Source organism: Mesobacillus sp. ABV4_180 (assembly GCF_056158485.1).
Map to the genome: position 1 here is coordinate 1483177 of NZ_JBSWTJ010000001.1, position 19486 is coordinate 1502662.

15 protein-coding genes, 1 other RNA gene and 1 other annotated feature are annotated in these 19486 nt (G+C 43.3%); of the genes, 13 read left to right on the top strand and 3 right to left on the bottom strand.

Annotated elements, in window-relative coordinates:
• Nucleotides 1-11 precede the first annotated feature (11 nt).
• Complete coding sequence (locus tag ACXAEA_RS07360; protein ID WP_475095255.1) at nucleotides 12-398, bottom strand: TIGR04086 family membrane protein; 387 nt, start codon at nucleotides 396-398, stop codon at nucleotides 12-14.
• A 186-nt stretch (nucleotides 399-584) separates the two neighbouring features.
• Here ACXAEA_RS07360 and ACXAEA_RS07365 point away from each other — a divergent pair, with 186 nt between their 5' ends.
• Nucleotides 585-1247 (top strand): DUF421 domain-containing protein, encoded by a 663-nt coding sequence (locus ACXAEA_RS07365; protein ID WP_475095256.1) that lies wholly within the window; start codon nucleotides 585-587, stop codon nucleotides 1245-1247.
• 25 nt (nucleotides 1248-1272) lie between these two features.
• On the opposite strand, the gene spoVB is transcribed toward ACXAEA_RS07365, so the two are convergent.
• Nucleotides 1273-2835: a stage V sporulation protein B gene (gene spoVB / locus ACXAEA_RS07370; protein WP_475095257.1), complete on the bottom strand. Its 1563-nt coding sequence runs from the start codon at nucleotides 2833-2835 to the stop codon at nucleotides 1273-1275.
• Between the two features lie 122 nt (nucleotides 2836-2957).
• On the opposite strand from spoVB, the gene ACXAEA_RS07375 reads away from it, so the two are divergent.
• From ACXAEA_RS07375 to dtd, 8 genes are all read left to right on the top strand, one after another.
• On the top strand, nucleotides 2958-3254 hold the full coding sequence (locus ACXAEA_RS07375; RefSeq protein ID WP_475095258.1) for a post-transcriptional regulator: 297 nt from the start codon (nucleotides 2958-2960) through the stop codon (nucleotides 3252-3254).
• A 212-nt stretch (nucleotides 3255-3466) separates the two neighbouring features.
• Nucleotides 3467-5731, top strand: a complete 2265-nt coding sequence (gene secDF, locus ACXAEA_RS07380; RefSeq protein WP_475095259.1) for a protein translocase subunit SecDF — start codon at nucleotides 3467-3469, stop codon at nucleotides 5729-5731.
• 155 nt (nucleotides 5732-5886) lie between these two features.
• Nucleotides 5887-6810 carry a cation diffusion facilitator family transporter gene (locus ACXAEA_RS07385; protein WP_475095260.1) on the top strand — a complete coding sequence of 308 codons (924 nt, stop codon included), beginning with the start codon at nucleotides 5887-5889 and terminating at the stop codon, nucleotides 6808-6810.
• Nucleotides 6811-6831: 21 nt separating this feature from the next.
• A complete protein-coding gene (locus tag ACXAEA_RS07390; RefSeq protein ID WP_475095261.1) occupies nucleotides 6832-7143 on the top strand; it encodes a LapA family protein in 312 nt (103 codons plus the stop codon).
• A gap of 122 nt (nucleotides 7144-7265) precedes the next feature.
• The gene (gene recJ / locus ACXAEA_RS07395) at nucleotides 7266-9632 is read left to right on the top strand and encodes a single-stranded-DNA-specific exonuclease RecJ (protein ID WP_475095262.1); all 2367 of its coding nucleotides are present in this window, start codon (nucleotides 7266-7268) and stop codon (nucleotides 9630-9632) included.
• On the top strand, nucleotides 9623-10135 hold the full coding sequence (locus ACXAEA_RS07400) for an adenine phosphoribosyltransferase (protein WP_475095263.1): 513 nt from the start codon (nucleotides 9623-9625) through the stop codon (nucleotides 10133-10135). Before recJ ends, ACXAEA_RS07400 begins: the two co-directional genes overlap by 10 nt.
• A 312-nt stretch (nucleotides 10136-10447) precedes the next feature.
• Nucleotides 10448-12640 (top strand): RelA/SpoT family protein, encoded by a 2193-nt coding sequence (locus tag ACXAEA_RS07405; RefSeq protein ID WP_475095264.1) that lies wholly within the window; start codon nucleotides 10448-10450, stop codon nucleotides 12638-12640.
• Nucleotides 12641-12692: 52 nt separating this feature from the next.
• A complete protein-coding gene (gene dtd / locus ACXAEA_RS07410; protein WP_475095265.1) occupies nucleotides 12693-13133 on the top strand; it encodes a D-aminoacyl-tRNA deacylase in 441 nt (146 codons plus the stop codon).
• A 48-nt stretch (nucleotides 13134-13181) separates the two neighbouring features.
• Here the strand turns inward: dtd and ACXAEA_RS07415 are convergent, their stop codons facing one another.
• A complete protein-coding gene (locus tag ACXAEA_RS07415) occupies nucleotides 13182-14939 on the bottom strand; it encodes an SH3 domain-containing protein (protein WP_475095266.1) in 1758 nt (585 codons plus the stop codon).
• A 176-nt stretch (nucleotides 14940-15115) separates the two neighbouring features.
• On the opposite strand from ACXAEA_RS07415, the gene ACXAEA_RS07420 reads away from it, so the two are divergent.
• From ACXAEA_RS07420 to ssrS, 4 genes are all read left to right on the top strand, one after another.
• Nucleotides 15116-15292 (top strand): hypothetical protein, encoded by a 177-nt coding sequence (locus ACXAEA_RS07420; protein WP_475095267.1) that lies wholly within the window; start codon nucleotides 15116-15118, stop codon nucleotides 15290-15292.
• A gap of 60 nt (nucleotides 15293-15352) precedes the next feature.
• Nucleotides 15353-15589: a binding site (T-box leader), on the top strand.
• 88 nt (nucleotides 15590-15677) lie between these two features.
• Nucleotides 15678-16955, top strand: coding sequence for a histidine--tRNA ligase (gene hisS / locus ACXAEA_RS07425; RefSeq protein WP_475095268.1), 1278 nt, complete (start codon nucleotides 15678-15680; stop codon nucleotides 16953-16955).
• Nucleotides 16956-16968: 13 nt separating this feature from the next.
• Nucleotides 16969-18744: an aspartate--tRNA ligase gene (aspS, locus tag ACXAEA_RS07430; protein ID WP_475095269.1), complete on the top strand. Its 1776-nt coding sequence runs from the start codon at nucleotides 16969-16971 to the stop codon at nucleotides 18742-18744.
• A 62-nt stretch (nucleotides 18745-18806) separates the two neighbouring features.
• A non-coding RNA gene (gene ssrS, locus ACXAEA_RS07435) (6S RNA) lies at nucleotides 18807-18994 on the top strand.
• The last annotated feature ends 492 nt before the right edge of the window (nucleotides 18995-19486 follow it).

Here is a 19486-nt window from a genome sequence, read left to right on the forward strand (position 1 = left end):
CCGCTTCTTTTTTATGCTTTCGAAGGTCCTCCGGCAATATTCACTCCAAGGATTCCTCCCATCATCGCAGTGGTGATATAGCAAACATGATAGATGATTTGTTCAACTGTGAATAAGCTGTCATACCCGAGGAACTGGAACAGGAAAATAATCACCGAATAAACCAGCCCTGTAGCTCCTCCAATCAGCCAGCCTTTCTCCTTCCCGTTTCCGCCAGTGATGAAGCCGCCGATGAAAATCGATAAAAATGAGATTGAAGTCATAACGTACTGAAGTGAAGATTCTTGGATTGAAGTGAATTTTAAAAGAAGAGAAAATATAAAACTGCTGACGATTGCCAATAGGAATATTGCAATCACACCGTAAAGGACGGCCTTGCCTAAATTCTTGGATTCCATTAACCCCTCTCCTCTCTAATCTGATTCCCCTGTAAACGGGAATTGTCTAGTACAAGCATATTCGTGGAAAGGGACAAATAGAATCAGTTTTCCTGTTAATGCAGCTTAAAAAATTGAAACGATAGGTATTTTTTATTTTCCCCGTTAAAGACTATAGAGGAATGTTGTTTGAAAGGCGGGAAAAAAGTGGAAGAATACGTCGTCATTCTTTTTAGAACGTTGTTCCTTTATTTGTTGATTCTCCTGATTTTCCGACTGATGGGAAAAAGGGAAATCGGTGAACTGAGCATACTAGATTTAGTTGTCTATATCATGATTGCTGAAATGGCAGCAGTTGCAATCGAAAATACAAAAGACCCAATAATAAACACTTTATTGCCAATTATGCTTTTGGTAATCGTACAAATCACGCTTGCTGTTTTTTCCCTGAAAAGCAAGAAGTTCCGGGATATTGTGGATGGGATGCCGACGATCATCATTAATAATGGGAAAATTGATGAAAAGGCAATGCGGGCACAAAGATACAATTTTGACGATTTACTGCTGCAATTAAGAGAAAAGGATGTCGGAAATATCGCAGATGTTGAGTATGCGATTTTGGAGCCGTCAGGAACTCTTTCCATTTTCCAAAAAAATCATGATGGTGATGGCAGTGAGCAAGACAACAGCAGCCTTGCCCTGCCTTTAATTATTGATGGGGCAATCCAGGAGGATAATCTTAAACTGGTGGACAAGTCGAAGCCATGGCTGCTAGACCAGCTGAAGAATAAAGGATATTCTGATCCGGAGGATATTTCTTTCTGCAGCTTTCAGAATGGCGAGTTCTATATTGATTTAAAAGACCAGTAAAAACGTGGAGTTTCTCCACGTTTTTTTACGATATTATTTTTTTTAAGAAATTATAGAACATCTTGCTGATTCTCTGGAGTTCCTGTTTCCTTATCAAGCCAAGGACTATCGAAAGGAAAATATAGATCGAACTAATTACCCCTGTACTTGCAAGAATCCCGGCAGCAAGCCCCATGCTGTCAGAAACTGTGTCCCAGAGAAGGAAGCCCAATAATCCTGATGCTGCGATGACTGTAAACATTTTTATATAATCCATGACATAGAAAGTGAACGAAATGGCTTTAAGCATGGTGGCAAAATGGAGGAGCGTGATCAAAACGATGCCCATTACCATTCCAAGTGCCACACCATTGATGCCAAAGGCAGGCTGGCTGGCCAACAAAAAGATTACCGCTGTCTTGGCAAGGTTGCCAATCAAGCTATTGATCATCGCTGCTCTTGCCAAATCAAGTGCCTGAAGTGCTGCCTGCAGTGGTCCCTGGAAATAATAGAACAGGAAGAATGGCGCCATAAGCTTGATGAACTGCGATCCATTTGATGTCCCATACATTAAGGTCATCAATGGGTCTGCGAATACATAAAGGACAACGACTGCAAGTCCGCCGGTGAGGAGCGAGAACCGCAGCGACTGCTGAAGGAGATGCTCTATGACTTTTCCATTTTTCTTCGAATTGGCCTCGCTTATCGCCGGAACAAGGGAAGTGGATAGAGAATAGGTGATAAAGGATGGGAGCAGCAGCAATGGCATGGCGAAACCGGTGAGTGCACCGTATTGTTTCGTTGCGGCAACTGCTGCCACTCCGGCAATTGCCAGGCTATGCGCCACAACAATCGGCTCGAAGAACCAGGAAACTGACCCGATCATCCTTGAACCTGTAGTAGGCAAAGCAATCCGCATCAATTCATTGAAAGTCGATTTACCTGAATGGACGTATTGAAAAAAGTTTTTTCTTAAACGGAATTTCTTCCTGAGCTTGAATGTGGTCATTAAGTAAATTAATGAAATCAATTCACCCAGTACGGATGCAATCATCGCTCCTGCAGCAGCATATTCAATCCCGTATGGCATGAAGCTCTTCGTGAGAACAGCAATCAGGGTAATGCGCACTAGTTGTTCAATCACCTGGGAAATTGCAGATGGCCGCATATTCTGTCTTCCCTGGAAGTAGCCTCGAAGGACAGATGATACAGCCACGATCGGAACAATCGGTGCAATCGCCAGCAGTGGCCAGTGAGTCCGTGGATCTGTAAAAAGTGTTTCTGACAAATAAGGAGCAAGGAAAATGAGTGCCGGTGTGAAGATGATTGAAAGGGAAATCGTCGTTGCAAGTGACACGACTAATATTTTCTTTATTTTGGGAAAGTCGCCTTTTGCTTCTGCCTCCGCGACATTTTTGGAAATCGCCACAGGGAGGCCAAGCTGTGTAATGGTTACAACCAGCATCATTGTCGGGAAAGCCATCATATATAAACCAACACCCTCTTCACCAATGAAACGGGCAATGACAATCCGATTTATGAAACCAAGAACCCTGGTTACGAGCCCGGCCAGTAACAAAATAAATGTTCCTTTTAAAAACTTCGACATTCCACTCCCTGCCTTCTCAAAAATGCATATTTCATATACAATTAACTATATGCATGAAAGTGGACAAAGCATGACAAGGTTAAAACATAAAAGACTAGAAAATGGGACTGGGAGGAAAGTACATGAGTAAAACCCATCAATACGAACGGTTTTATAACGAAGTGAAGCCGGCATTGTTAAGTAAAATCGAAGAATTCAAAATATTCGGTTATGAAAAGGTCTCTGAAAAAGAATTATGGGAGTATCTCACAAAGAAAAAATGGAAGAAGCCGAAAGATGAGATTCAAATGTATGAAATTGTTGCGGATATCTTATCAGCAAAAATAGGCGACTTGATGAACTTCACAACTGTGGAAGCATTCAAGCTTGGCGATTTTGCCCTAGATAATGAAGACGAACGCAGGGAATTGCTTAAATAGTTTCATTTTTCTTAATACATAAAAATTCAAAAGCCGATATTTTCTGGATAGAAACTCCTCAATATGGAGAACGAGAAGCTTAATTGACAGTTTTTTTAAACTGTTACATAATTAGAATGCTATAAATTGGTTACTGTCAGTTTTATTTTTTGTCTGAAAGTTTTATTGTCTTGCAGCATGTTTGTGCGAAGAATAAGGAGGATTTTTACATAATGGTAAAACGCAGCCGCATCGTGGCCTTCTTTTTGCTGGTATTGCTAATTGGAAGCGCTATGGGTGCAACAACCCAGAATATATTGAAAGATATCAAGCTCGGACTGGACCTTCAGGGGGGCTTCGAAGTCCTTTACGATGTTACTCCATTGGAAAAGGGACAGGAAATTGACCGTGAAACTTTGAAAAGTACAGCAGAGGCGCTGGAACGAAGGGTCAATGTTCTTGGTGTAAGTGAACCGAATATCCAAATTGAGGGTGACAATAGGATTCGTGTTCAGCTGGCAGGTGTCAAAGACCAGAATAAAGCTCGTGAAATTCTTTCCACTGAAGCCAATCTTACTTTCCGGGATGTTAACGACCGGATTATGATGGATGGCGGAGATTTGGCTGAGAATGGTGCGAAGCAAAGCTTTGACCAGCAAAACAAGCCGAGCATTTCGATTACGTTAAAAGATGGCGATCAATTTGGTGAAATCACCAAGGAAATCCGCGACATGGCACCCGAAAACCAATTGATCATCTGGCTGGATTTTGAGGAGGGGAAGGATTCTTATAAGGAAGAAAGGATGAAACCGAATCCTAAATTCCTTTCCAATCCAAATGTAGACCAAGTATTGAATCAGAAAAACGTTGAAATCACAGGTAATTTCACTATCGAAGAAGCGCAGCAGCTTGCATCACTGCTAAACGCTGGTTCCCTTCCAGTTAAGCTGGATGAAACCTATTCCACATCAGTTGGAGCAAAGTTTGGTGAGCAGGCATTAAATGAGACAATCTTCGCTGGCATAATTGGTGTAGCAGCGATATTCATCTTCATGCTCGCATACTACCGTTTACCAGGTGTTGTCGCGATCGTGACTTTATCGATCTATATTTACCTCATTCTGCTGATATTTGATTGGATGAATGGTGTTCTTACGTTACCAGGAATTGCTGCGTTAATTCTTGGAGTTGGTATGGCGGTTGACGCCAATATCATTACCTATGAACGGATTAAAGAAGAACTTAAAGTTGGCCGGAATATCAAAGCTGCATTTGATGCAGGAAGTAAAGGGTCATTGTCAACGATCCTCGATGCTAACTTGACGACAATTCTTGCTGCAATTGTTCTGTTCGCGTATGGTACAAGCTCGGTGAAGGGTTTTGCAACGATGCTTATAATCAGTATCCTTGCGAGCTTTATTACAGCAGTTTTCGGTGCCCGCCTATTCCTAAGTCTTTGGGTAAACAGCGGTCTGTTCAAAAACAAGCCTTGGTGGTTCGGAGTTAAAAATTCGGATATCCATGACATTTCGGAAGGTCTTGATACTCTCGATTTAAAGACAAAATTCGATCGATTTGACTTTGTCCAAAATAGAAAGAAATTCTTTACAGCTACTGCAATTTTGATTGGGGTTGGGCTTGTAACTTTGCTTATATTCCGTCTGAACCTTGCGATCGATTTTTCAAGCGGTACTAGAGTTGAAATCATGTCTGACGATAAATTAACAACCGAACAGGTCAAAGAAGAGCTAAAAAAGGCTGGCATTGAAACCGATGATATCGTAATTTCTGGAGATCAAGGTGAAATAGGCGTTGCCAGATTAAAAGGTGTATTAAGCAAGACTGAAATTGCAGAGCTTAAAACACAGCTCAAAGATGAATTTGGGTCAGAGCCGAACATTGGCACAGTATCACCAACGGTCGGTAAAGAACTGGCTAAGAATGCGATGATTGCTCTTGTTATCGCATCAATTGGAATAATCATATATGTTACTGTCCGATTTGAAATTTACATGGCACTCGCAGCGATCATTGCTTTGCTGCATGACGCTTTCTTCGTTATCGTAATTTTCAGTATCACAAGACTTGAAGTAGATATCACCTTTATCGCCGCAATTCTGACGATCGTTGGTTATTCAATTAATGATACGATCGTAACTTTTGACAGGATGCGCGAAAATATGGTGAAAAAGAAACGCCTGAAGACATCTGAAGAAATTGCTGAAGTAGTGAACACTTCACTGCGCCAGACACTGGGCCGTTCAGTAAATACTGTCCTCACAGTAGTTATTACTGTAGTTGCCCTGCTTTTATTCGGAAGTTCTTCGATCTGGAATTTCTCCTTTGCACTGCTTATCGGCTTAATTGCAGGAACTTACTCTTCCGTCTTCCTGGCAGCACAGCTATGGTATGTATGGAAAAATAAAGAGCTGAAGAAAAAAGGCACGATCAATACGTACAAAGAAAAGAAAGTTTACTCCGACGAGCCTCAAGTATAACGTTGAAAAAATACCACGGATTTCCGTGGTATTTTTTCATTTTGTTCGTGCATCGATCTTTCAGGATAAAAATAAAGCAATGCCGACAGACTAAAGGAAGCATGATTTGTGATATGAAAATAACAGCAAGCTTCTTTCAGGGAGGATTTCAGCCATTGGAAAAGGATGTTCGATTTAAAAAAGCAGAGTTCGCAGCAATGGTTGGCGTTGTTGGAAATATTATTCTTGCGGCGTTGAAATGGATTATCGGCATTTACGCGAACAGTAAAGCGCTGGTAGCAGATGCTGTCCATTCGGCATCAGATGTTGCTGGTTCACTTGCAGTATATATTGGACTAAAAGCAGCAAAAGCCCCGCCTGATGAAGATCATCCATACGGACATGGGAAGGCAGAATCAATAGCCGCAATCATTGTGGCTGTTTTGCTGATGCTTGTAGGTGTTGAAATTGGCCGGTCGTCTATTGAGGCATTCTTTGAGCCGATAGAGCCTCCAAAATCGATTGCTATTGTTGCTGTAGTCGTTTCAATCGTTGTAAAAGAGGGAATGTTCAGGTATAAATACAAGCTGGGAAAACAGCTGAATAGTGATGCACTCATTGTAAATGCATATGAACATAGGTCTGATGTGTATTCTTCCATTGCTGCATTGATAGGAATCAGCGCAGCGGTTTTAGGCGGTAAATTCGGGATTGGCTGGCTGGAGTATGCCGATCCGGTGACAGGGCTGCTTGTTGCGCTGATGGTTATCAGGATGGCATGGAAACTCGGGAGGGAATCGATCCATAATACTCTGGATCATGTGCTCCATGATGAGGATACAGAAGAATTCAAGACTGTTGTCCAATCGATTCCTGAAGTAAAGAAATTGGATGAATTGCATGCGAGAGAGCATGGCCACTATGTAATTATCGATCTGAAGATTTCTGTTGATCCCGGCATTACGGTTGAACAAGGACACCGTATTGGGAAGTGTGTGAAAAAGCGGTTGATGGAAAATAAGAATGTTCAAAATGTCCTGGTCCATATCAATCCATTCAGTGAAGATGGAAAATTCGATGATACGGTGGAAATACAATAGAAAGTAGGGAGGGGAGAAAGCATGAAGTTTCAATGGACGTTGCTGCTGGCATTTGCGTTCGCGTTGATTGTAGCTCTATTCGCAGTAATCAATGTCGATCCTGTTTCAGTGAACTACTTATTTGGGGAATCTCAATGGCCATTGATCCTTGTAATTATTGGCTCTGTTCTCATGGGAGGCATCATTGTCGGTTCGGTGGGCTTATTCAGGATGTTTGTTCTTCAGCGCGAAGTAAAAGCATTAAGAAAGCAGAACAAGGCTTTAGAAGAGCAGCTGGCAGAAAAAGAATCAATCTCGGAAGAGCCTGTGCACCAAATCGAGGATATCCATTAAGCAGTTAGCAGTGGCAGCATCATCATGATGTTGCCATTTTACATTCCACCGGATATTAGCATTCATTGTCATTGAAACGCTCATCTTGCTTTTGTATAATAAAAAAGCTGAGAGGTGAACGTATGTTAAAGCCAAAATCAAGGTGGATTGTAAAAAAATCTGACCCGGAAAAAACAGAATTACTCGCAAAAAATTTGAACATAAATTATTTGACAGCTTCTTTGCTAGTCAATCGCGGATTGGATACCGTGGAAGATGCTCGGTATTTTTTATTTGCACAAAACAACCAATTCCATGATCCTTTTTTGTTAAAAGATATGGACAAGGCTGTTGCTCGGATCAATCAGGCCGTTGAAACCCAGGAACCAATATGGGTATTTGGCGATTATGATGCAGACGGTGTAAGCAGCACCACGGTGATGATGAAAGCCCTGCAGGAAATAGGTGCGAATGCCGACTACTACATACCAAACCGTTTTACAGAAGGATACGGTCCGAATGAAGCGGCATTCCGAAAAGCTGCAGACAGGGGCATAGGATTAATCATTACGGTAGATACAGGTATTTCAGCGCTTCATGAAGCAAATGTGGCAAGGGATCTTGGCATAGATCTGATTATTACGGATCACCATGAACCAGGCCCTGTCCTTCCTGATGCCTATGCAATCATCCATCCGAAGCTTGAGGACAGTGTTTATCCTTTCAAGGACCTGGCTGGGGTTGGCGTGGCCCTCAAGGTTGCCCATGCCTTGCTTGGAAGGCTTCCGGAACATTTGCTGGAATTTGCCGCGATTGGAACGATTGCCGATTTGGTTCCCTTGTTAGGCGAGAACAGGCTGATTGCGCTCAGTGGAATTGCGCAAATGAAGACAAGTCAAACTCCAGGTTTGCATGCATTGTTGAAAATTGCAAAAACAGATAGGACAGCCATCGATGAAGAAACAATCGGCTTTCTGATCGGACCAAGGGTAAATGCAGCCGGACGACTCGGCAGTGCGAATCCAGCAGTCCAGCTGATGATGACCTCTGATCGTGAAGAGGCAATGATGCTCGCTGAAGAGATTGATTCAATCAATAAAGAACGGCAAAATATCGTCGCTGAAATTGCTCAGGAAGCAATTGAAGAAGTGGAGAAGAATTTTCCTGTCGAAGATAATCCTGTTCTTGTCATCGGCAAGGAAGGCTGGAACGCAGGAGTGATCGGGATTGTCGCCTCCAAGCTCGTAGAAAGATTTTACCGGCCGGCAATCGTTCTTAGTTTTGACAAAGAAAAAGGACTTGCAAAAGGTTCTGCAAGAAGTATTGCTGGTTTTGATCTATTCAAAAACCTGTCTACCTGCCGAGATATCCTTCCTCATTTTGGCGGACATCCAATGGCAGCAGGGATGACACTTGAGTTGAGCGATGTTGATGCACTAAGAACAAGGCTTAATACCCTTGCGAAAGAACAATTGACCGAGGAAGATTTAATTCCTGTATCAAATATCGATACGAAAATCGACATCATCGATATAAATATAGATACGATCAACGAGCTTGGTTTACTTTCTCCTTATGGTGTCAGCAATCCAAAGCCAAAGGTCCTTATTGACGGCGCTAATATCTCAACTTTAAAAAAGATAGGCGCAGACCAGTCCCATTTAAAACTTGCCCTTGAAGAAGAAGGAAAAGTGATAGATGGCATTGGCTTCGGTTTTGGCCATCTCCATGAGCATATCTCGCCGAGTTCCAGGTTGTCCGTCATCGGGGAATTATCCATCAATGAATGGAACAATATCAAAAAACCGCAAATCTTCCTGAAGGATGTGGCAGTGAAGTCATGGCAGCTTTTTGACTTCCGCGGCCTTAAGAGAATTGAGAAGCTGCCGGAGATGATTTCGGGAGAAAAGATTAAATGGGTCATCTTCAACCATGAGTTGAAAGAAAAGTTTTCTGCGATATTGGGAGATTCTTTGCTGCAAATCAGCAGCGAGGAGGAAGCTGAAAAAATAGTAATGAATCAGGATTATGTCGTTTTGCTTGATCTTCCGCCATCCAAGGAGATTCTGGGGAAAACGCTGTCCGGTAAAAAACCTGGAAGAATCTATGTCCATTTTTATAAAGAAAACAGTGATTTCTTCACTACTCTGCCGACAAGGGAGCATTTCAAATGGTTCTATGCTTTTCTGGCCAATAAAGGACCATTCGACCTGAAACGCTATGGTGATGATTTGGCCAGGCATAGAGGCTGGACAAAAGAAACAATAGATTTCATGTCGCAGGTGTTTTTTGAACTAGATTTTGTTAAAATAAACAATGGGTTTATTTCACTGGAAGAAAATGTCCCCAAAAGGGATCTTTCGGAATCCAAAACATATCAGCACAAGGTGCAAGCATTCACTCTTGAAAATGAATTGCTCTATTCATCTTATGAGCAATTGAAGAATTGGTTTGACCAATTCATCCAAGAGTCGGTGGAAAATGAGGAGGCAATTATTCAATGGATTTGAAACAATTCGTAACAATCGTTCCCGATTGGCCGAAGCCAGGCATTAAGTTTAAGGACATCACAACTTTAATGGACAATGGCGAGGCATATAGATATGCAACTGACCAAATCGTGGCTTATGCCCGTGAAAAGCACATTGACCTGGTAGTCGGACCTGAGGCACGTGGCTTCATCATTGGCTGCCCGGTAGCTTATGCGCATGGAGTAGGTTTCGCTCCGGTAAGGAAGGAAGGAAAGCTTCCGCGCGAAACAATTAAGGTCAACTACGGTCTTGAATACGGCAGTGATGTGTTGACAATCCATAAGGATGCAATCAAACCAGGCCAGAGAGTCCTGATTACAGATGACCTGCTTGCAACAGGAGGAACAATTGAAGCAACAATCAAGCTGGTTGAAGAACTGGGCGGAGTCGTTGCAGGGATTGCGTTCCTGATTGAACTGACTTATCTTGATGGCCGAAATAAGCTTGATGGCTACGATATTTTAACGTTGATGCAGTATTAATGAGACCGGGCGCTTCATTTGCGAAGTGCCCTTTTCTTATAGAAAATCTTCGAACGGCCACTTAAACACTTTTTAATGAAAAATTTATTTATTTTAAGCAAAAAAACATCTTTCGACATTTTTTTTATTTTCTACTGTAAAATCTCTTCCTTTCTCTTTACATCTTCGAATTTTTCTTTGATAATAGTAACAATCCTTTATAAGAATAATTATTGTATATAAAAGGATTTTTTAGTTAATTGTCGATTTTATTCAATGGATTCCGCTTAAATGTGCGGATTTAATATAATGAATTAAAAATTAGGTGATCCTATGGCGAATGACCAGGTAATGACAGCAGAACAAGTCATTGACTGTACTAAATCATATCTTAACGATGAGCATGTGGAATTGGTAAGGAAAGCTTATGAATTCGCCAGACAGGCTCATCATGACCAATTCCGGAAATCCGGTGAACCATATATTATCCATCCTATCCAGGTAGCTGGTATTCTCGCAGATCTAGAGATGGATCCCGCGACAGTTGCTGCTGGTTTTCTTCATGATGTAGTAGAGGATACAGATGTAACGCTTGATGACATCAGGGCAGCTTTCACCGATGAAGTGGCAATGCTTGTAGATGGTGTGACAAAGCTTGGTAAAATCAAGTACAAGTCCCATGAAGAACAACAGGCTGAAAACCACAGGAAAATGTTTGTCGCGATGGCTCAGGACATCCGGGTAATCTTGATCAAGCTTGCTGACCGTCTTCATAACATGAGAACCCTGAAACATTTGCCGCTCGAAAAGCAGCGCAGGATTTCCAATGAGACGCTTGAGATTTTCGCGCCGCTTGCTCACAGGCTCGGTATTTCTAAAATTAAATGGGAACTTGAAGACACGGCATTGCGCTATCTGAATCCACAGCAATACTACAGGATTGTTAACCTGATGAAGAAGAAACGTGCCGAACGCGAACAGTATCTTGATGAAGTCATTGATGAAGTGAAGGACCGCCTTGCCGAGGTTTCCATCAAGGCAGAGATCTCCGGAAGGCCGAAACATATTTACAGCATTTATCGTAAAATGGTCCTTCAGAACAAACAATTCAATGAAATCTATGATTTGCTGGCTGTCAGGATCGTCGTGGACAGCATCAAGGATTGCTATGCCATCCTTGGCATCATCCACACATGCTGGAAACCGATGCCTGGTCGTTTTAAAGATTATATCGCCATGCCAAAGCCGAATATGTACCAGTCGCTTCATACGACGGTAATTGGGCCGAAAGGCGATCCGCTGGAAGTCCAGATCAGGACGGATGAAATGCACAGGATTGCTGAATTCGGGGTAGCTGCCCACTGGGCATATAAAGAGGGAAAACCAGCGGAAGGCTCTAACCTTGAAACGAAGCTTTCGTGGTTCAGGGAAATCCTTGAATTCCAGAATGACACTGCGAATGCAGAAGAATTCATGGAATCTCTTAAAATTGATCTTTTCTCGGATATGGTATTTATATTCACCCCAAAAGGTGATGTCATCGAACTGCCATCTGGCTCTGTGCCAATCGATTTTGCCTACCGGATCCACTCTGAAATCGGCAACAAAACAATCGGTGCCAAGGTTAATGGCAAGATGGTCACGCTCGATTATCAGCTGAAGACAGGGGATATCATAGAAATCCTTACTTCCAAGCATTCTTACGGACCAAGCAAAGACTGGCTCAAGCTTGCTCAAACTTCCCAGGCGAAAAATAAAATCCGCCAATTCTTCAAGAAGCAGCAGAAGGATGAAAATGTTGAAAAGGGCCGGGAACTTTTAGAAAAAGAAATCCGAAACATGGATTTTGATGTGAAAGAAATTCTGACCTCTGAAAATCTCAAGAAGGTTGCTGACAAATTCAATTTTACGCATGAGGAAGATTTATATGCTTCCATTGGTTACAATGGGATTACGGCGCTTCAGGTCGCGAACAGGCTGACTGAAAAGCTCCGCAAGAAGCGTGACCTTGAACAGGAAAAAGATATCTCTAATGCTGTTTCCGAACTCAAGTCTTTTTCACCAGTGAAGAAACGTGAATCTGGTGTAAGGGTTTCAGGCATCGATAATCTGCTCATCAGGCTTTCTCGCTGCTGCAACCCGGTGCCTGGAGATGAAATCGTCGGATTCATCACAAAAGGAAGAGGCGTGTCCGTCCATCGTTCAGATTGTACGAACATCCATACTGAAGATGCACAGGCAAGGCTCATTCCCGTCGAATGGGAAACAGGGCTTAATGACCGAAAAGAGTACAATGTTGATATTGAAATCAGCGGCTATGACCGCAGAGGACTGCTGAACGAAGTCCTTCAGGCTGTAAATGAAACAAAGACAAATATTACAGCCGTTTCTGGAAAATCCGACAAGAATAAAATGGCGACGATCAACATGTCTATTGCGATCCATAATGTCAGCCATTTGCAAAAGGTGGTGGACCGGATCAAACAGATTCCGGATATCTACGCTGTCAGAAGGATGATGAGCTAAGCTCTTTTCGCAGAAATGATGAGACAATAGCAATGGGGTAAGGGGATTTGTCATGCGTTTAGTAATACAGAGAAGCAAAGAAGCAAAAGTAACTGTTGATGGCGAAGTAACCGGCTCCATCACAAAAGGATTCGTCATTCTAGTGGGGGTTACTCATGATGACACCGAAAAGGATGCCGCATTTCTTGCAGAGAAAGCTGCCAATCTGAGGGTCTTTGAAGATGAAGCTGGAAAAATGAATCTCTCCCTTTTGGATGTAGGCGGGGAAATTCTCTCCGTTTCACAATTCACTTTGTATGGAGATTGCCGCAAGGGACGCCGTCCGAACTTCATGGATGCTGCCAGGCCAGACCATGCAAACTCACTGTATGAGGCATTCAATCATTTCCTTAAGGAAAAAGGGTTAAAAGTAGAGACTGGAGTTTTCGGCGCAATGATGGATGTCCAGCTCACGAATGATGGCCCGGTTACATTGATTGTTGACAGTAAATAGGATAGACAGAAAAGAAGGTATCCCGCGATCGGGATACCTTCTTTTCTGTTAATTATTTTTAAAATGGCGCGCGAGTCCTTCAAAAATGCCATTGGCTACTGTCTGCTGATATTGGGCGGTATTTATCAGCATTTCTTCGGCTGGATTGCTTAAATAACCTAATTCCAGGAGTACGGCTTCTTGCCTGTTTTCCCTGATGACATGATAATCCCCCGAACGGGCACCCCGATTCTTCAGCATTGTCTTGCTGACAACTGATGAATGGATTTGCTCTGCTAAAGGCTTTTGTTTTGAATTGAAATAGTATGTTGTCATTCCTCTTACGCTTCGGTCATTGATGCTGTCATAATGGATGCTGATGAAAGCATCGGCATTATGGTAATGTGAGCTGCTTACCCTCGAGGCCAATGAGATATAAGAATCGTTATTCCTTGTCAGGATTGCATTTGTGCCAGCAGCCCTTAGCTTGTCATATAAAAGCTGCGCAGTTTTCAATGTGAGGTTTTTTTCCAATGTACCCCTAACACCAGTTGTACCGTTATCCCTGCCACCATGGCCGGGATCAATCACAATCGTTTTGTTCTTCGTGTGTTTTTCCGCTCCTGGCTTTTCGATTTGCGGTGCATTTCCTTGAACCGTGACAATCCAGCCTGCAACGAAACCAGTCGAACCATTTGGGAGCGAAATTTTATACCAGTCTTTTTCCACACTGATGATTTCAAAGCTATCTCCCTGATTGGCCCTGTATATGACCGATGTGCCAGTGCCTGGTCCCTTGCGGATGTTTGTCCCATTGTGAAGCATGGAAACACTGCTGTTTTTTACAGATTGATTAGGAGTCACTGCTGGTCCATTTTTCGTCTTGTCGAAAAACCAGCCTGCAGCCCAGCCTGTTTTGCCGGACTGGAACTCGATTTTCACCCAGTTGTTTTGTTCCTCTAGAATTTGAAACTTCTGCCCCTTGGATACAGAACCGACGACCTTTCCATCAAGGGAATTTCGATCACGTACGTTCAGCTGTGACGCTGTAACCGTACCAGTATACTGATCAGCGGGTTCGGAAGGTTTTCCGCTTGCCGGTGCAGGCGTTCCGGTAATTTTCAAGAATTGGGAACTCACCCATGCACTTTTTCCGGAATAAGTAATCTCGGCCCATCCGCTTGACTGAGATAGGACTGTGACGACCGCACCCTTTTTCAATTGTCCAAGTGACCCTGCATTTAATGAAGGCTTCTCCCGGACGTTCAAAGAAGTAGCAGTGACTGTGCCGCTGGCTTTCTTATTTCCGGCAGCCGGCTGACTTATAGTGTTTTTATATTTAATGTATTCCTTGGCAACCCATCCACGAATCCCTGAAGTCTTGACTTCGGCCCAATTGCCGTTTGAACTGATGATTTCTACTGCTTGTCCGCTATTCAACGATCCTATGACCTGATAATTGGTCCCTGCACCTTTCCGGACTCTAAGGCCGTTTGTTGTGATGGTGCCAGTGCTTCCTGTTGCCTTTTCAGACACTGCTGTTTTTACAGTTTCCCTGGATGTAAACCATTCGGCAACCCACCCCTTTTTGCTTCCGCTAAGGCTTATCTGGATCCAATCGCCGTCCTCCTTGACAATTGAGTACCTTTCTCCCTTTTTCACTGATCCCGCAACCGGGTAGCTTAAGCCCGGGCCCGACCTGACATTCAGGCTCGTTGCGGTAATTGTGATGCTTCCATTATCCGCGCTTGCTGTTTTCAGGGCTGGCAGGTTCCCAATAATAAGCATCAAGCAAAGGATGACAGGAACCATTTTATTTTTGGACAATGATCTCCCTCCCATTTCAGTCTTTATTAAAATATTTTACCGGAATTTACCGGTAAAATCACGAAGACTTTTTTCTTATATCGGAATCAATAAAGAAAAATTCAAGTGAAAAAAGTTTATATAAAATTTTAAAAGGGTGGGAAGAATAGTAGGAATAAATAATGGAAGGTGATACCATGCGGTTCAGCGATAAAGGAATGTCTGCTTCATTCGGGGAGAATCAATTGTTTGGGGTGGATTTCCATGATTTCATCCAAAAAGAACAAAGCTCTCACGTAGTGGAATTGGCCTCAGAATTTGGGCTCTCTCTCCGTGACGTAAGAAAATTGAAAAAACAGCTAGAACGTTCGTAAATGTGCTTGACTTTCAAAAGTGTACTCCGTATTATAATATAAATAAAATGTCATACCGAAAACATACCGTTGATGGAGCACAGTAGCCAGGAAACACGTGATCAGAGAGGGAATGCCGCGGCTGAGAGCATTTCTGCATGATGACTTGGTGAATGAACACTCCGTAGGATTTTCTCTGAACATGGGCAACACCGTAAATAGGAGAAGACGTAAGCAGGCGTTAACTGTTAAAGTGGAAGTGCCGATTGGCGCTTCAATTAGGGTGGCACCACGGGAATCAAAGCTCTCGTCCCTTGTTATTATAGCAAGGGATTGGGGGCTTTTTTGTATTTATTTACCTATTTTTTACATAAATAAAGATTTAATGAATGGAGGAGGATGAACTGTGTCGAATCAAATCAAAATCCCACGCGGAACACAGGACATTTTGCCGGGACAGTCTGAAAAATGGCAGCTTATTGAGGCGAAAGCAAGAGAACTTTGCGAAAGATACCAATATCGGGAAATCAGGACACCGATTTTTGAGCATACTGAATTATTCCAGCGAGGCGTTGGTGATACAACGGATATCGTCCAAAAAGAAATGTACACATTTACCGACAGAGGGGACCGCAGCCTCACACTCAGACCTGAAGGAACAGCAGCTGCTGTCCGCTCTTTCGTCGAAAACAAATTGTTCGGCAATCCGAACCAGCCAGTAAAGCTTTATTACATGGGTCCAATGTTCCGATATGAACGCCCTCAGGCTGGGCGCTTCCGCCAATTCGTCCAGTTTGGTGTAGAGGCAATGGGAAGCGCAGACCCGGCCATTGATGCTGAAGTGATTTCATTGGCGATGGGAATCTATCAGGAGCTTGGACTGAAGAAGCTTAAGTTAGTGGTTAATAGCCTTGGAGACAAAGAGAGCCGTACAGCGCACAGAGAGGCTCTGGTAAATCACTTTAAACCTCGGATCGAAGAATTCTGCAGCGATTGCCAGAACCGTCTTGAAAAAAATCCGATGCGAATCCTTGATTGCAAAACGGACCGCGACCACCAGCTGATGAAGAGCGCTCCATCAATTATTGACTATCTAACTGAGGAATCTGCTCAATACTTTAATAAGGTCCAAAAGTATCTGTCTGATTTGGGAATACAATTCGAAGTGGACGCAAATCTGGTTCGCGGTTTGGACTATTATAACCACACTGCCTTCGAAATCATGAGCAATGCAGAAGGATTCGGAGCAATCACGACCCTATGCGGCGGCGGCAGATACAATGGACTTGTAGAAGAAATCGGCGGACCGGAAACACCGGGAATCGGTTTTGCATTAAGTATTGAAAGATTGCTTGCTGCGCTTGATGCTGAGGGTGTGGAACTTCCAGTGAAAGAAGGAATCGACTGCTATCTCGTTTCACTTGGGGAAGAAGCTAAGGATTATACCGTAGGATTGCTCCACAAGTTAAGAGCAGCAGGCTTTTCTGCTGAACGGGATTACCAGGACCGCAAAATCAAAGCTCAATTCAAGGCTGCGGACAGAGTGAATGCGAAATATGTAGCAGTTCTTGGTGATGACGAATTAAAAGAGAATAAAATCAATTTAAAATCAATGGCGGACGGTGACCAGGTCGAATTGCCGCTTGAGAGTTTTATTGAAAAATTCAAGGAGATCTGCAACTAGAGGGGGAGATTAGATGTTTGGGAGAACATATTTTTGCGGTGAAGTAACAGAAGAGGCAATTGGAAAAAAGGTAACGCTTAAAGGCTGGGTACAGAAGCGCCGTGACCTAGGAGGCCTGATTTTCATCGACCTTAGAGACAGGACTGGAATAGTGCAGATTGTCTTTAATCCTGATGTTTCACCTGAAGCACTTGCACTGGCTGAAAAAGTCCGGACTGAATACGTTCTGGACGTGAAAGGGTCAGTCATTGCCCGCAGTGAAGGAAGTGTCAATCCTAATCTCGAAACGGGAAAAATTGAAGTTCAGGTTGAGGAACTTACTATAATAAATGAAGCGAAAACTACACCTTTTGTGATCGCGGATAAAACGGACGTATCAGAAGATGTGCGTTTAAAATATCGTTATTTGGATCTTCGCCGTCCAGTCATGTTTGAAACCTTCAAGATGAGGCATCAGGTAACCAAGGCGATTCGTGATTTTCTAGATGGCGAAGGCTTCCTGGATGTTGAAACTCCAATCCTAACAAAGAGCACACCTGAAGGAGCAAGGGACTATCTAGTTCCAAGCCGAGTACATCCAGGTGAATTCTACGCACTGCCACAATCACCGCAGCTTTTCAAACAGCTGATGATGGTTGGCGGATTCGAACGTTATTACCAAATTGCACGCTGTTTCCGTGATGAGGACCTCCGCGCTGACCGTCAGCCGGAGTTCACGCAAGTCGATATCGAAACGAGCTTCATGAGCCAGGAAGACATCATGGGTCTTACTGAAAAGATGATGCAAAAGGTTATGGCAGATGTTAAGGGCCTGGAAGTTCCATCACCATTCCCGCGCATGAGCTATGAAGAAGCTATGAGCCGTTATGGTTCTGATAAGCCAGACACTCGTTTTGAAATGGAACTCGTTGACCTTTCTGAAGAAGTTAAGGATTCCGGATTCAAAGTGTTTGCTTCGGCAGTTGCTACTGGAGGCCAGGTTAAAGCAATCAATGTTAAAGGTGCAGCAGCAAACTACTCCCGTAAGGATATTGACGCCTTGACTGAGTTTGTTTCAGTATATGGTGCAAAAGGTCTTGCCTGGCTGAAAGCAGAAGAGGATGGCCTAAAAGGGCCAATCTCCAAGTTCTTTGCAGAAGAAGAACAGCAAACCCTTCAATCCAAGCTTGATGTAACTGCTGGTGACCTCCTGCTGTTCGTGGCAGATAAGAAAAATGTAGTGGCAGACGCTCTTGGCGCATTGCGCTTGAAACTAGGAAAAGAGCTTGGCCTGATTGACCAGAACAAATTCAACTTCCTGTGGATCACAGACTGGCCGCTTTTGGAATTCGATGAGGATGCAGATCGTTACTTCGCAGCACACCATCCATTCACAATGCCGGTCCGCGAAGATCTTGCAATGCTTGACAGCGATCCAGCCAAGGTAAAAGCACAGGCATATGACCTTGTCCTAAATGGCTATGAGCTGGGCGGCGGATCATTGAGGATCTTTGAAAGAACAGTCCAGGAAAAAATGTTCTCAGTTCTTGGTTTCACTAAAGAACAGGCTAATGAGCAATTCGGATTCCTGCTTGAGGCATTCGAATATGGAACTCCTCCACATGGCGGAATCGCCCTTGGACTGGACAGAATGGTCATGCTTCTTGCTGGCAGATCCAACCTGCGTGATACAATCGCGTTCCCGAAAACAGCGAGCGCAAGCGACCTGCTAACTGATGCCCCGGGCGAGGTAAGCGGAGCCCAGCTGGATGAGTTGCATTTGTCATTAAATGTCAAGAAAGACCAGTAATATCCAACGGCCATATTCTTGAAGTTCATACGGACGTGTGGTAATATAATAACAACAAAAGAAGAGTCCTGATGTGTTCGTTGTTTAACCTGAAGTTTTGACCTAACATCTATCCTTCGGGAGTCCGTGTTTTCGGGCCGCGTAAATGCCTCTGGCTAGAGGACTTACAGAAATCCGGAACAGGGCACCCACCTGCTGAGAGCGGGTTCAAGACGAAGGCAACCAACACGACGGCACGATTGGGACTCTTCCTACATACGAACTCAAAAACCATGCATTTGCATGGTTTTTTTGATGTTATGAACTTTTAACGGACAGAAACTGGAAGAATTGTTATCGAATTGTCCGTAAGAGGGGCTGTGACGGACAGAAACTGGAGGAATCGTCATCGAATTGTCCGTAAGAGGGGCTATGACGGATAAAACTCGGAGGAACCGCAGTGTAAGTGTCATTTGGCAGGGCTATAACGGATTAAACTCGAAGGAAATGTCTATTAAAACCTGTTCCTAGACATTTTGACTGCCACTTCATTCTGGAATGTCCATAAAACCCTGTTTCTTAGCCATTTTGACTGTTTCTAAATCCTGAAATGTCCATAAAACATTGTTTTTTAGACATTTTGACTGCCTCTTCGTTCTTAAATGTCCATAAAACTCTCTTTCTTAGACACTTCGGCATCCTCACCTTTCTGAAATGTCCATTAAAACTTGTTTCTTAGACATTATAATCAAACAGTCCGTAC